13 protein-coding genes are annotated in these 14,895 nt (G+C 49.9%); 3 read left to right on the forward strand and 10 right to left on the reverse strand.

The annotated features are described in order from the left end of the window. Positions 1–291: 291 nt before the first annotated feature. Positions 292–879, reverse strand: a complete 588-nt coding sequence (locus BZG84_RS06615; RefSeq protein ID WP_077480335.1) for a nucleoside triphosphate pyrophosphohydrolase family protein — start codon at positions 877–879, stop codon at positions 292–294. 224 nt (positions 880–1,103) lie between these two features. Between BZG84_RS06615 and BZG84_RS06620 the strand changes: the two genes are divergently transcribed. Next, entirely contained in the window at positions 1,104–1,613 is a 510-nt protein-coding gene (locus tag BZG84_RS06620) for an outer membrane beta-barrel protein (protein ID WP_077480336.1), read from the forward strand. Here BZG84_RS06620 and BZG84_RS06625 read toward each other — a convergent pair. The 6 genes from BZG84_RS06625 to BZG84_RS06650 all read right to left on the reverse strand — a co-directional run bounded on the left by BZG84_RS06625 (position 1,581) and on the right by BZG84_RS06650 (position 7,113). Continuing rightward, positions 1,581–2,357 carry an NRDE family protein gene (locus BZG84_RS06625; protein WP_077480337.1) on the reverse strand — a complete coding sequence of 259 codons (777 nt, stop codon included), beginning with the start codon at positions 2,355–2,357 and terminating at the stop codon, positions 1,581–1,583. The genes BZG84_RS06620 and BZG84_RS06625 overlap by 33 nt on opposite strands. Continuing rightward, a complete protein-coding gene (locus BZG84_RS06630; RefSeq protein WP_077480338.1) occupies positions 2,345–2,893 on the reverse strand; it encodes a hypothetical protein in 549 nt (182 codons plus the stop codon). Before BZG84_RS06630 ends, BZG84_RS06625 begins: the two co-directional genes overlap by 13 nt. A 90-nt stretch (positions 2,894–2,983) precedes the next feature. Beyond that, a complete protein-coding gene (locus BZG84_RS06635; RefSeq protein WP_077480339.1) occupies positions 2,984–4,096 on the reverse strand; it encodes a hypothetical protein in 1,113 nt (370 codons plus the stop codon). Further along, positions 4,083–4,679, reverse strand: a complete 597-nt coding sequence (locus tag BZG84_RS06640) for a DedA family protein (protein ID WP_077480340.1) — start codon at positions 4,677–4,679, stop codon at positions 4,083–4,085. Before BZG84_RS06640 ends, BZG84_RS06635 begins: the two co-directional genes overlap by 14 nt. 72 nt (positions 4,680–4,751) lie before the next feature. Next, on the reverse strand, positions 4,752–5,498 hold the full coding sequence (locus BZG84_RS06645) for an SDR family oxidoreductase (protein ID WP_077480341.1): 747 nt from the start codon (positions 5,496–5,498) through the stop codon (positions 4,752–4,754). A 16-nt stretch (positions 5,499–5,514) separates the two neighbouring features. Beyond that, positions 5,515–7,113, reverse strand: a complete 1,599-nt coding sequence (locus tag BZG84_RS06650; RefSeq protein WP_077480342.1) for a methyl-accepting chemotaxis protein — start codon at positions 7,111–7,113, stop codon at positions 5,515–5,517. Between the two features lie 278 nt (positions 7,114–7,391). Here BZG84_RS06650 and BZG84_RS06655 point away from each other — a divergent pair, with 278 nt between their 5' ends. Together BZG84_RS06655 and yddG are read left to right on the forward strand one after the other, a co-directional pair. Then, positions 7,392–11,147, forward strand: a complete 3,756-nt coding sequence (locus BZG84_RS06655) for an EAL domain-containing protein (RefSeq protein WP_077678074.1) — start codon at positions 7,392–7,394, stop codon at positions 11,145–11,147. A 60-nt stretch (positions 11,148–11,207) separates the two neighbouring features. Continuing rightward, on the forward strand, positions 11,208–12,119 hold the full coding sequence (gene yddG / locus BZG84_RS06660) for an aromatic amino acid DMT transporter YddG (RefSeq protein ID WP_077678075.1): 912 nt from the start codon (positions 11,208–11,210) through the stop codon (positions 12,117–12,119). Positions 12,120–12,160: 41 nt separating this feature from the next. Here yddG and BZG84_RS06665 read toward each other — a convergent pair whose 3' ends face one another. From BZG84_RS06665 to BZG84_RS06675, 3 genes are read right to left on the reverse strand one after another with little or no spacing between them, the layout of a single operon-like run. After that, positions 12,161–12,949, reverse strand: coding sequence for an iron ABC transporter ATP-binding protein (locus BZG84_RS06665; RefSeq protein ID WP_077480345.1), 789 nt, complete (start codon positions 12,947–12,949; stop codon positions 12,161–12,163). 5 nt (positions 12,950–12,954) lie between these two features. Continuing rightward, positions 12,955–13,902 carry an iron chelate uptake ABC transporter family permease subunit gene (locus BZG84_RS06670; RefSeq protein ID WP_077480346.1) on the reverse strand — a complete coding sequence of 316 codons (948 nt, stop codon included), beginning with the start codon at positions 13,900–13,902 and terminating at the stop codon, positions 12,955–12,957. Then, on the reverse strand, positions 13,895–14,842 hold the full coding sequence (locus tag BZG84_RS06675) for an ABC transporter permease (RefSeq protein ID WP_069586726.1): 948 nt from the start codon (positions 14,840–14,842) through the stop codon (positions 13,895–13,897). The genes BZG84_RS06670 and BZG84_RS06675 overlap by 8 nt, the downstream gene beginning before the upstream one ends. Positions 14,843–14,895: the final 53 nt, after the last annotated feature.

Raw genomic sequence — 14,895 nt, forward strand, 5'->3', positions numbered from 1 at the left:
TTAGTGCCCACCTAGTGTTGAGTGATTGCACTAAACGGACTGAAAAATATTATCTCAGTCGCAAGCTTTCAATTTAGACCCAAATCAGCGGATGTAGCAAAAGTCACGAAGAGAATAAGACGCATTTTACGCCAAAAAGGCAGACAGGTTTGCTAATTTTTGATGACAACCCCAAACGACCACGCATCAAAACAGAGTCAATGCTCTAGTCTGGTCAGCGGTACACCATGGACTAAATACAAAAACGCCACCGACAAGGCGGTGGCGTAATAAGGATTTGCTTAACAGAATTTAGGCTAGTTCTGCTATCACACATTTAGCGAGATCGGCAGGACGGTAGTAAACCGACTTCATGACCTTACCTTCACGGATTAATTTACCTTCGACCGTGACATCTTTGGCACACTTGGCAATAATGCCATCGGCCTTAGGGCTGGCGACCACATCAATGCCTTTGTTGGCATAAAATGCTTGGGTATCTGCAAATTCACCTTCGTTACGGCAGACTTTACTCATGTTGCTGCTGTGCACTTCATCCCAACAGGTCACAAAGTCAATACCGAGACGATTAGCGATTTGCAATAATATATCAATGAGGTAGCTCACCTCTAACTGGTCACGGTATCCGCGTGAGCCCATCTGTACTGCACGGCCCATCAGTACATACACGCTATCAACAATGGCATCTACCTGTTCAACCAATGAGTCTGCTTCCGCGAGCTCTGTCATTTCTTCCACCGCTAACGCCGTGTGCAGATCGTCCGCTTTCTCGTCCAATGACGCAGCATCGTTACAAGGAAGATCAAACGTGTTACGAAACGCTTCGATATCACGATAAAGGTGGTCGTATAGCGCTTGATCAAGAACAGCAAATTTCATTTCTCGGACCCTTTGATAAACAAATACGCATGATAGCCATGCCCGTACACAAGGGGCCATACAATAGCACTGCTTGCGGATGGATAAAATCGCTTGATCGGAAACTTTACGTTCGTCCTCACCTAGCGCACAAAATTCATTCAAGGTTTCGATACGATTGCCGTTAGCTTCTTATAATGGTGACAATCAGGCTTAGGCTTGCAACCTGTTAAAAGGATCTGACGATGAAAAAACTGATGCCGCTTGCCGTGCTATGCACAAGCGCGCTGCTCGCAACCAGCGCAACCGCTCAAACCTCTCCGCTTAGCATTGGTGCGAGTGCCAGTACGACGAGTGTAAAATATGCAGGACAGACAGAAACCGGCCATACGTGGGAAGCGAACGGCACGCTCAGACTAACGGAGTACAGCAGCTTGTATACCGGGTACGGTCAAACCACCGCAGATTTTGAAGACAGTAATGGAATAGAGAGAACACTAAAGACATCATACATTCCTCTTAGTCTCCAGTTCACCGTACCAGGCGAAATGGGCAGCTTCTATTTGCGTGGTGGTGCCAACTACTACCGCACGGAGTTTGGCAGTGAAAAAGACATTGGCTGGGGAGCGACAGGAACGGTTGGGGTCAAGCTCAATACAACCACAGGGCCAGGGCTAGCCTTCGAACTGACCTATGCCGACCGCGGTGATGCTGAAACCAGTTCAGTGACCGTCGGTACCAGTATTGGCTTTTAAATCATAGTTTCTCGCAAGCGGTAGATACGCCGCTTGCGGTGTCTCAACTAGACATGGCGCTCCGTCGTAGTAATACATGGTGATACCATCGGCGCCGATGTGTACATGCGTCAAACTCACTGTGCTAGCATCCTCCCGGTGCATGCACACTGACGTACTACCGCGCTCGGGAAAATGGCTGCGGTGATACGCCAATAGTTGCTGTCGGGTCGGTACTGTGCCACTCATTTGCCTTAAATAGTAGGTTCGCGTGTTGGTAGTGGTTTCAATATCAATTGCAGAGGAAACTACCGGCGGCTGACAGTCAACACACCGCAACGTCTGACCGTTCCATCGCCAAGCCCGAGGAACAACCTCCGAGCCGTCTGTCTTATCTGATAGGCCATCGACTGCAAAACCGAGCAGCAAAAAGGGAGCAAAGTCGCACAACGCATCGATTGGCAGCGCGTTCGCCATGTCATCCAAACCGGTGCAAACCGCTAACGCTTTGACCAACTGCCCGCGGCTTAATCGTGGCGCAACCGTTTGGGCATGCTGGTAATCATTCAGTAGACAGACAATCACGCCAAACTCGTTGGCTGCAATCCATGTCCCCATACCGTCTGGGTCGATAGGCATCAATACCTGAGTCTGATCCAGTTGATAGGTCTTGGGCGGTAGCGCACGACTACGGCCTCGCGCTTCATCACGATTGAAGAACAGGTCTATCCCATCCTGTGAAGCCTGCCAAGTTAGCGTGCACATCGAAGCTGATCTCGCTCGTAGCTTGCGGTCGCAGCCGCGACACCAATATGTTCATCCAAGACTTCGCCGAGTTCATAGGCGGCACTGCGGATCATAGCAAAATGATGCGTGGCATGACTGGCGACCACAATAAGCTCGCGCATCACTGTGGTAGAAAGGCACACCGTATTGGTGGAATATAAGGTCACTTGGGTAGAAATATGCACGGGGCGATGCAGTTGTTGATGAGAGAGAGACTGTAACCACTCGGCAAGCCATTGCCACTCTTTGCGTGCCATCTGCCGGTCGTGCTCAACCAGATGCCCACGCCGACGCCTATCGGCATCGATATCACCACACGCTTCCCCTTGTTTGAGTGCCACATACACATCAAGCGCATGACGCATATGCTGACCAATGGTGCTAGTAAAGCCATCGGCCTTCTTTTGGCTGTACGTGGTATCTGAGAGGCTTTCGAGGAGCTTCTGCGCTTGGCCAATCACGTCTAAGTTGCCGCGAATCACGGCGCGATCTTCTTCGTTAAGAGAACAATGCATACTCATCACCTTAGTACAGTTTGACAGTCAGTGGGACCTGTCATCCTGCGCTTTCCTGATCCCATCCATACCTAGCAGAAGTCATGCCGTTTAATCAGTTTGTGGATAGCGCGCCATCCATTGTCGTTCCTCGTGCCAAGCATTCAGCAGTACCCGTAACGAGGGCGGTGTATAACCTTGCCGCCGCCACGCCGCGCCAATCCGGTAAAGGTGGCGATACTGGCTCATCAAGGCACGTACTGCTTCGCAATAACTGCTGTCACTGTCCCAGATATGCGCAGGCTCGCTACTGGCACCATTGATTTCCACGATGCACAACGTCTCTCCTTTCATTAGCGACGAAATGTCACGAAACTTGATATCAAAACGGCCAAAGTAAAAACCATCAATGTCGTTGGCAATCTCGTCCATCTTTGCCCGCAGTTCAGGTGTCACATAGTGCGCGCCCTGTTTAAATAAAGCACCTCGACAGTGGCTACCAGAAAATGCCAAGGTCACCCGCTCTCCCTTTGCGATCACCGTATCGAGTCGGTGTTGATGACGAGCATGGTATAAGTGGGCACGTGCACCAATATCCGCATGCTGTTCAATCAGCGTTTTTAGCGTAGACACCCCATCGCCTATCACTGACGGCAAATACTTTAACCCCAAAGAGATAATCTCACCGGTCGCTTCTCCGGGGTAACGCAGGTAAAAAATCCCCGCCTCAGCAGGATAAGGGGCAAGCGCTTGAAAAATAATCTTACGGTGGGTCGGGAAGGCCTCAATGTAACGATGCAGTTTGCGCTCACTATCGATGTATTGCACACCGGCGCCTCGGCATCCTTTATCCGGTTTAGCAACCAATGGAAAACTAATCGCTTGTTGCGCCAGCTTGTGCTGCAGTGACAACAGACTTGTTGAATCCACACCTTCAGGCTTCTGCCAACACACATAAGGGGCGATATATTGGTGCGCCACATCCCCTGCGAGTGCAAAAATATCTGATTTCGCCTCCCCCACCATGCCAGATAAAAAAATGCTGGGGTTGGCCAATAAAGGGACAGTCACACTGCGGTAGTAGGCAGCAAGTACGATAGATTGCGCGACGACAGGGGTATAAAACGCCCAAGCGGGTAAGAATTCAAACCACCCCGACGTGCGTACAACAGGATAATCTGGCATACCCGTTTGTCCGGTCAGTACCGATTTAGGCTTGGTCATACTGCCTCTTTGTTAATTTTGGCAATGCTCTGCGGCGTAAAAATCGGTTCACCAGCACCAGTCCAACGACTGCGACTAAAAACGCCCAGCCAGTCAGCTGCCGCTCTGCCAACCAAGGATTATGCTCAATCTCAAACGCTCCCCAGAAGATCAATCCGGTCCAGCACGCTGTCGCCACACCAATCGCGAGGGCAAATATCCCTACCGAAATGGAGAGGAAACCACTGAGGCTATAAGCGACGGTCCGTAAACCTGGGATAAAGCGGATTAGGAATAAGTTGAGGAACCGTTGACGGCGGAGTGCATGGCGCGCCTTTCTTACCCCTTTTTGCGTCAGTAAGCGAGCCCGTATACCTCGATACCGCCGCGCGTAAAGACCCAGTAAGTACAAAGCCATATCACCGCTGGCAATGCCAATAAAGATTGCCAATAACGCAGACGGCCACGGCAGCAAGCTCTGTACCGCAATATATGCCGCCAACCCGATAGCAGCGTCTTCTAGTAAGTATGACGTGGCAATAATAAGAAAAAATAAACCCAGCGGCGACCATGTCGCCAAACTGGGTATCAAACTCTCGATCATCGGCGAACTCCTCTCTATTAAACATAGACAGCAGATAGCCACACTCGCCGACAAATGATTAGAAAAACGTGATTACATACCGCCTGCAACATCAAAGAGGCTGCCGGTTGAGTATGAGGCGCTGTCCGACAACAGCCAAGCGATCATCTCGGCCACTTCCAATGTTGAGCCCCCTCGCCCCAATGGAATATTGTCCGCGACGCGGGCGACGCGATCAGGCTCACCGCCGGCGGCATGCATATTGGTATCAATCGGGCCCGGGCGCACAGCATTAACACGAATACCTTCGCGTCCAACTTCTTTCGCCAAGCCAATGGTTAACGTATCAAGTGCAGCTTTCGTCGCCGCGTAATCAACATACTCGTTTGGCGAGCCAGTTTTTACCGCAGCAGACGATACATTAACAATCGCCCCGCCACGTCCACCACGCGATTGCGACATACGCAAGACGGCTTCACGGCAACACAAAAACGCACTGGTCACGTTGGCCTGAAACATCGCGTTGATACGCGCCGCATCCATCCCACTGACTGCAGACTGAGGCTGCATAATACCCGCGTTATTGACCAGCGCTGTGACATTACCCAAGCGGTTATCCGCTTCGCTGAACAAACGTGTTACGCCTTCCTCGGTCGAGACATCGGCTTGAACCGCAATTGCGTTTACACCAATGGCTTGGAGTTCATCAACCAACTCAAATGCGGATTCACTGTTGCTTAGATAGTTAATACAGATGGCATAGCCACGCTGTGCTAACAACTTTGCGGTTTCTCGGCCGATGCCGCCACTTGCCCCGGTTACAATCGCAACTGGATTCATTGCTACTCCTTTTCGCTTAATCCGCAGACACAGGCGGATGATACCCCATTCTCACCGCTCCCCAGTGTCGACCACCGACAAAAAGAGGAACAGACAAGTCATGCATCACTTCACCTGTGTCACGTTTATAGGTCTGCAACAGCATGGTATCAGTATGTTGCCCACAACGCCTACCTGTTCGGTCATCAAATAAGCGTTTTGTACGGTTACCGGCGATATCTTGCGCATAATCACCGGTAAGAGGCTGACAAAATCGCTGATTATGTGTAGGTACATAGCCATTGGTATCATTCGCAATCACATAAACAATGTGGTCATCTTGCTCTAAAATCGGCTCTTGAATGGGGGGTAAGAGGCGATCACAAAAGGCATCAAAACGCGTGGTATATTTTTGCGGATCCGTATTGGCAATGGGTTGATACTGACGGTCAAACAGATCGGATTGGCTAATCGTGCCACTGCGAACCGCCTCCTCAAAGGCCTCTTGAATACGATCACGACACGCACAGGCGGCAGCAAAGAAACGCTGGTGAGGGCTGGCATCCGATAGTTCTGCAAATACTGCATTGGTCATCTCGGCAGTATCCATCAAGCTCTCCGCTTCTTTGGTCAATGCACTCACTTGCTGATCACTACTCTCCAATCCGCTTCGCACTTGCGTGAGTGATGCAGCGATTTGCTCTAAGCTAGCACTGTTAGTGCTCGCCCCCTCAGCAATTTGTTTTACCGCCCCTTCTACGGTATCGGCACTGCTAGAAAGCTGCTGTAATAGCTGACCCACCTTTTCGACATTACTGGTTCCGGTATCCACATCTGTTGAAAGCGCTTGAATATACTCCATCACCTCACCAGATTCTGTCATGATCTGACGAATGATACTTGCAACTTCCGTAGTACTTTCAGAAGTTCGTTGCGCAAGTTGGCGGACCTCATCGGCGACTACGGCAAAGCCTCGCCCCTGCTCGCCGGCACGTGCGGCTTCAATAGCCGCATTGAGCGCCAACAGATTGGTCTGCTCTGCAATTGCATCAATAACGTTGGCGACATCACTGACCTTATTCACGTTGGCATCTAACGCTTGAATGCGAGTAAGTGTGGTCGCTGTTTTTTGGTTGATTTGGCGCATTTCATCAATCGACGCGCTCAACTGATGGTATCCCTGCACGCTTTGCTCACGCATTGCGCTAACTTGTTCCACCGCATCGGTTTGCGCTTGGCAATTTTGTGCTAAGGTTTGCTCGATATGCTGTGCTGTATCAGTAATTTCCACCACAGCCGCGTACTGCTCTGCAAGGCGGGTATTGAGAATATCAACCGAATGCGACACTTCCGCCGCTGCCATCGCATTGGTCGTGGCACGATTGGCTAAACGTCCGACGGTTTCCACCGGTAAGGCATGCGTTTCAGGCTCTTTCTCATCATCCATTACCTTTTGGCCATGCCGTCTTTCCAACCAAACCACCAGCATGCTGAGCAATGTTTGTAACCCCAAGGCAACGAGCATCATTGCGGTGGAGATTGGCGCCGTGAGCCAGAGTCCAAACGCAATGATCACCGTTATCATCGCCATCGGGACGATCATCTTTATCAGCGGAACTGTATCCTTGTTTGTCATTCGTCACCTATCCCTGTTAAGTCATTCGCCATCTGTGGCTATATTCTGTTGCCATAACTAAAACATCTGACTATGTCTCACCTTACTTTTGTACATAATTTCATACTAATTACATGCTTTTTTTGGCAAATTCGGTGAATGAGATCAAATTTAGACCAAAGCCGTATAGGCCAAAAATAACTGAGCCCTCACACAGTTGTAAAAACCTTGTGTTCCCATCTTAATCACGTAAAAGTGGTCTAAGCTGACCATAGGTTGTTGTTATTAACGAGAGACTCATGATTTTTAGTCGGCGAGTACGTCATTCCACCCATGCATTTTTGGCGCTTGCAGTCACTGGCTTTACCCTCGTGTGGTTTTCACTTGCCGTCCTCCCCGACAGCGAGCAATTCGCCATCATCTGGTACGCCTCCGCAGCCGGTGCTTTTGTGCTCACCTGCTATCCTCGCTATGCGTGGCCGATTGGTCTGCTTGGCTTCGTTGTTGGCATCTATTATGCCGATACCTTAATGGGCATCCCCCCTTCACTGAGTGTTAGTCTGGCCTTGGTCAACGGCTCGACTGCCTTGTTGGGGTGTTTTCTATACCGCACCATGCGGGTGCGTTTTGGCAATGCCTTGGAAGGTATGTGGCCGTTTATTCGCGGTATCGGGCCCACTATCGTGCTGTCACCATTGCTCGGTGCGGTTTTAGGTGCCAGCGTACTCTCCTTTCACGACGCGATGCATGTCGACTACGCCCTAGGACGCTGGTATCTAAGCGAATTGATCGGCTTTGTTGCCCTCTTTCCACTCTTGTTAGTGATCAATGCCGAACGCCGTTCTAAACGACAAAATGCACTGATTGTTCACACATCTCCCAGCTATTTATTAGCCAGCTGTGTGGCCTTATTCGCACTGATCACTGCGGTGCTCTACGCTATTCCTTATCCATTTATCGCATTGACTGGGCTCTTTTTCCTCGCCGCCACCTTACAAAGCCGCTTGATTGGCCTGAGTACGATCGCGTTGGCGGTATTAAGCTTTGACGTGCTGAGTGCAATGGGGGTATTGACCTTTCACCTAGAAAGTAGCTACCAAGCCTCCATCCCCATGCTGGCCACTGCTGCGAGCACGCTCGTTATTGGGGTATGCATGACACAACTGGCTTATAGCTATCGCCAGCATCAACGCCAACATACTCAGCAACACTCCTTATTGACTCAGGCCATGCACAATTCATTAATTGGGATGGCGATTCTCGACTCTCGCGGCTATATCCAAGATATCAACCAGAGCCTTGCAACCTTTTGGGGCTACCGACAGCCCAAACTGCGCGGCGTCCATGTTTCTCGCTTTACCCGAGAGGAAGATCAAGATGAGTTGAAAGCCTATTTAAACGAGCTGATCATTGGAAACATTGACAACAAACGGATGGAGAAGCGCTTTGTCCGCAGCGATGGCTATGTTGTTTGGGGGCGGCTCTCTGTCACTGCAGTGCGTGACAAACACGCCGGACACGTTACCCACCTGATCAGCCAAGTGGAAGACATCAACCAACTGAAAGCAGCACAGCGCGAACAAAAACGTTGGCTTGCGCGCTGGCGGTTTGCACTTGATATCAACAAACTCGCGGTGTTCGAATTAAACACCCAAACTGGCTTACTGATCTTTTCTGATTGGTCTGCCCCATTGCTCGGCATCCAAGCCAAGAAAATTCGCACCTATCCCGCTTGGCTCGCACGCATTCATCCCGAAGACCGCCCTGCACTTGAACAAGCTATGAAGCTGCTTGTTGATGGGCATACCGAGCGTGTTATTGAAGTATTCCGCTTTCAAAATGCATCAGGTGAGTATCGTTACCTTCGCCAATCATCCGCGCGCCAAGACGATGATCCTCAAACCGTACTCAGCACTGCAATTGATATTACCGAACAGTACTTAGCAAATGTGCAAAACGATACGCTAAGACGACGGCTAGAAGCCGCCACACAAGCAGCCAACATCGGGATTTGGGAATATCACGTACAAGAAGACCGCCTCGAGTGGGATTCACAAATGTATCAGCTCTACGACATTGCGACAGGCGCCGGCTGTGAAACACTCGCTACCTGGCAACAACATATGCATGGTGACGACTTGCCACGCGTTCAGGATGAACTCGCGCAAGCCTTAGCCAATCTGGCACAGCTTGATACGCAATTTCGTATCATCGATCGGCAAGGGCACACGCGGTATTTGCGTGCCTTAGCGACGACGCAATTTGATGATAACGGCCAGCCCATCCGCATGATTGGTGCCAATTGGGATAATACCGAAATTAATGAACTGAACGCCACGCTTGCCACCGAGCGTGAACAACTCAATGTGGTGATGAACTCCATCAACGATGGCGTGATCACAATGGATGAGAAAGGGCATGTGGTCTATCTCAATAATACCGCCCTAAAACTTGCCAATTATCGTGAGCAAGCTCCGATTGGCCAATCGGTCGATGATGTGTTTTATCTTTTCCATCATGGAGAGCCCGTTCGCTTATCGTACCTTAGTGAACAACAGCTCAAAACGCATTTCGAAACCCATATTCAAGATGCCTACCGACTCGTGCTCAATGATACCAAACAAGTGTATATTTCTGTCGCCATCTCACCCTTGTTAGGTGATAACGAGCAACAATCACATCGAGGTTATGTGGTGGTATTGCGAGATGTGTCAGAGCAGCACGCCTTAATGGCACAGCTCGATTACAATGCCAACCACGATCCTTTAACCCAACTACCCAATCGACGCGCATTTGAAACCATGATGGAACAGCATCTGGTGCAGGCGAGAACGCTGAACATACCCTCTGTCTTGGCGTTTATCGATCTCGATTTATTTAAAATTATTAATGACTCGGTGGGCCACCACGCGGGAGACGAAGTGCTGTGCCAAGTCTCCCAAGCCTTAGCCGATAATATTCGTAGTGACGATGCGGTCGCACGGCTAGGCGGGGATGAGTTTGCGATACTGCTGACCAATTGCAATATGCATGATGCTAAACGCACGATCAAGGCGCTTATCCATCGCTTAGAACAATTATCCTTCCCATATGGGGAGCGTATTTTCTCTATCAGTGCCAGCGTTGGACTTGTCAATGTCACCGATAATGCATTGTCCCTTTCTGATTTGATGAGTCGCGCGGATGTGGCGATGTATTCAGCCAAATCCGCAGGCCGCGGCCAGATCGTGGAGTACGATGATATTTCAGGCTCAGCACAAGGGCGACATAATGATATGCAAATGGTCGGTAAAATTACCCGAGCGTTAGCGGAAGACCGATTTACACTCTATGGCCAGCAAGTTGCTCCCGTTGAAGGGCCAACAGTCGAACACTGGTACGAGTTACTGGTCCGTATGGTGGATACCGATGGTAGCATCGTCAGCCCTGGGGAATTTATTCCCGCCGCAGAAGCCTTTGGCCATATTCGCGAGATTGATGAATGGGTAGCGAATTATGTCCTGACTACTCGCGCAAAAGAGCTCGCAGATTCTGGGCTAAGATTCAATATCAACCTGTCTGCCCATTCGATCAGTGACCCCAATTTCCAAGCCCGACTCAAGCAATTGGTCGCCGAGTCCATCTTCCCCACCGATAGGCTATGTTTTGAGATCACGGAATCGGCGCTGATCAGCCACCTTAACTCTGCGATTTCTTTCGTTGACGAGCTACGTGCCTATGGCGCCCATGTGGCGCTTGACGATTTCGGATCAGGACTATGCTCCTTCCACTATCTCAAACTGTTTAACGTCGATGTGGTCAAAGTTGATGGCCAATTTGTGGCAAATTTGGCCGACAAGGAAAATAGAATTGATCGCGTGATTATCGAATCTATCGTCAGTATCTGTAAGACGATGCAATATAAAACCGTGGCTGAATGGGTCTCTGATGAAGAAAAACTCGCCTTGGTCAAAGACATTGGCATCGATTATGTTCAGGGATTCTTAATCGATCACCCTACGCCACTCGATACATTACTTGCCAAACAAGCATTGCAGAAACAAAAAGATGTTTGATGGGGTTGCGTGATGCCGAAAAGATAGGCAATTTAAGCGTTTTTGCTTGGACTGCCTGTTATGAATCAATACACGCTTGCGGGGTGTGGCGCGATCCTACTGTGGAGCAGCAATGTCGCCCTGATTCGCCACGTGACCGAACTGCTTGGCCCTTTGGGTGGCGCTGCTGCTATTTACTCTATCGCAGCGCTCTGCTTAGTACTTTTTGTCGGGACACCTAAACTCAGTGACTTTCCGCGTCGCTACTTGATTGTTGGCGGCGTGTTATTCGTGGTCTACGAATTATGCCTTTCGTTGTCGTTAGCGTGGGCCAATACGCGGACACAAGCGATCGAAATGGGCGTGATTAACTATTTGTGGCCATGTCTAACCGTGTTTTTTTCCGTGCTCATCACGCGTCAAAAAGTCAGTCTTTGGCTTTACCCTGCCTTGATGGTCGCCTTTTTAGGCGTCGTTTGGACCGTCGGTGGCAAACAGGGGGTGTCTTGGCAACATTTAGTCGCCAATATTCACTCTAATCCATTGAGCTACACACTGGCGTTCAGTGGTGCCATCATTTGGGCCATATACTGTAATCTGACTCGCATGAGTGCGCAGGGAAAAAATGGCATCACGTGGTTCTTTATCGCCACCGCCATCACACTCTGGATCGGTTTCGCGCTCTCCGACGCGCCAGCATTTTCCGCTGCTTGGTCAGACGTCGGTTATGTCCTATTAGCCGGTGCGGCAATGGGGGGCGGTTACGGATTATGGAACCTTGGCATCCTTAAAGGCAACTTGGTGTTTTTGGCGACCTTGTCTTATTTCATCCCGATTTTATCGACATTTTTGTCCGCCATTCTTTTGTCGACCGAACTAACGCTCACCTTCTGGCAAGGCGTGACGATGGTGACACTCGGCTCACTGGCCAGTTGGTGGCTGACTCGTGCACCAACCAGCCACAACACACCGAGTACCGCAAAATCGCACTAGTCACACGGTAGTCTCCAGTCGCGTTCGTGACTGGAGACCGTTTACTGAGCCAGCGCCAACGCCGGTGTCGGGGCGCCGTAATAAAGGCAAATACGTTGACCATTGATGTCTTTCACATCAAATTCAATCTCATAAATGCTTTCCATCACCGGCTTCGTCACCACCTCGTTCACCGAACCACTGGCAACCACTTCGCCGTTTTTCATCGCGACCATATTGTCGGCGTAACAGGCGCTAAAGTTGATGTCATGCATCACCACCACCACGGCTTTATTATGGCGATGTGCCAAGTCACGAACCGTCTGCATAATGGCGACAGAGTGGCGAATATCGAGGTTATTTAACGGCTCATCCAAAAAGATGTAGTCAGTATTTTGCGCTACAACCATCGCAATGAAGGCCATCTGGCGCTGGCCCCCACTCAGCTCATCGATAAAGCGGTCTTGAAGCTCCTCCAAACCAAGCTGCGCGATAGCATCATCGATGATCCGATTATCGTCGTCACTTAAACGGCCTTTTGAGTGAGGAAAACGACCAAACGCGACCAATTCACGAATACGAAAGCGCATATTGATATTATTGGACTGGCGCAACACCGCAAGACGTTTCGCCAATGATTCATTGCTCCACTCGGCCAACGGCTTCTCACCAATTAAAACCTGCCCCGCATCACTGTCAGTCAACCGACTTGCCATCGATAACAAGGTACTTTTCCCAGCGCCATTGGGCCCTATGATTGCAGTCACTTTTCCCGGTGGAAACAGCACGCTGGCTTGGTCAACTACCTTGGTTTGCCCATAGGATTTAGAGAGTTCGATCAGTTCAATCATAATGGTTAAAACTTATTTTTGGTCAGCAGGTACAGGAAGTAACTCCCGCCAACAAAGTTGATAATGACGCTGACAGTGGTTTCAAAGCCAAACCACTGCTCAACAACAAACTGACCGGTTAGCAACAAGAACACGGCCAAAATACTGGTAGCGATAATCAAGAAACGGTGCTGATAGCTGATGAACATTTGTCGCGCAAGGCTAACCACAATCAAGCCAAAAAATAGCACTGGGCCGACAAGCGCGGTTGAGACTGCAATCATCACCGCGATGATCATCATCACTTTAAGGGTAAGGCGACGAATATCGACGCCAAGACTAATCGCGTTGTCTTCTCCTAGCCAGCACACATCCAACTGATTGGCATAGCGATATAGCGCGAGCAAGCACAATGCGAGCACCGGAACACTCATATACACCAAATCACGGTTCGCATTGTTAAAGCTTGCGAACATCGCATCTTGCAGCACCGCAAACTCACTCGGGTCGACCAGCAAAGTAAAAAACTGACTGATGCTGCCAAACACACTCCCCAGCACGATACCAATCAAGAGTAAGGTGTAAATGTTCGCGCGTCGGCGTCGAAAATACAGCGTAAATAAAACCGTGGCGCTAATCGTCATTAAGATCACGCATACCACAAAATTTAAGTACGGATTAATCAGCAATACGCTGGATGCGCCAAACACCACCAATAAGGTTGTTTGCAACAACATGTACAAGCTATCGAAGCCAAGAATCGACGGTGTAAGAATGCGATTATTGGTAATGGTTTGGAACACTAACGATGACGCCGAAATAGCCACTGCTGCGAGGGCGATCGCCAATACTTTCGGGGTACGACGCGAAAGAAAATAAGCGTAGTTATCCGCAGTAAGGCCATGACCCAAAAAGTATCCAGCGACGGCCAAGGCACCAAGAAGAACAAGAGAGAGTTTAACCACATCACGCATTGGCTTTATCCCTCATGACTAAATAAATAAAGACCGCGCCCCCAAGGATGGAAATGATCATCGCGATCGGCACTTCGTAAGGGAAAATCAACACTCGACCTAAAATGTCACAGCTCAACACCAGCACAACGCCCCAGAATGCAGTCCATGGCAGGTTGCGTTTAATGTTATCGCCCATAAATAAGGACACCACGTTGGGAACAATCAGACCCAAGAAAGGGATCACCCCGACAATCATCACCACAGCCGAAGACAAAAGCGCTACGACCATCACGCCAAACAACACCACTTTTTGGTAGTCCAAGCCAATATTTTTAGCGAAGCTTTCGCCAATACTGGCGGCGCTGAATTGGCTGGCATAGGCGTAAGCAATGGCACAAACAGGCACAGCGACAAATAAGATTTCGTAGTTACCCGACAGCACGGAGGAAAAGTTAGCGACCGTCCACGCCTGCAAGGTCTGAATCAGGTCGTATTTGTAAGCAAGAAACTGAGTGAGCGAAGACACCACGTTGCCGTACATGATGCCAATCAGTGGCACCAGTACCGTATTTTTAAATTTGAGGCGCTGCAGAAAACGAACGAATAACCATGTGCCCGCCATGGCGGTCCCGACAATCATGGCCAAGTCCAGCCACTGGCTCGCGCCGGCAAATACCACCAGCGTCAACACATAACCCAGCAACGCACAATCAATGGTGCCGGTGGTATCAGGTGAGGCAAATCGGTTTTGACAAATCTGCTGCATGATTAAGCCGGCAACACTGAGGCCGGCACCCGCCAAACAGATGGCCAATAATCGCGGAATTCGACTGGTGGTAAAAATGGTCCACGCTTGCGCATCGCCTGCGAGTAGATTTTCAATCGATACGTGCGCCACCCCTATCGAAATCGATAACAGCGCAAGAATCACGAGGACGGGTATAGAAAGGTATTTCACAACACAACTACCGTTGAGACGCTTACAATCACAAAGACCCGGGGAATGCCCGG

Source organism: Salinivibrio sp. PR932 (assembly GCF_001996125.1).
Lineage (GTDB): Bacteria > Pseudomonadota > Gammaproteobacteria > Enterobacterales > Vibrionaceae > Salinivibrio > Salinivibrio proteolyticus.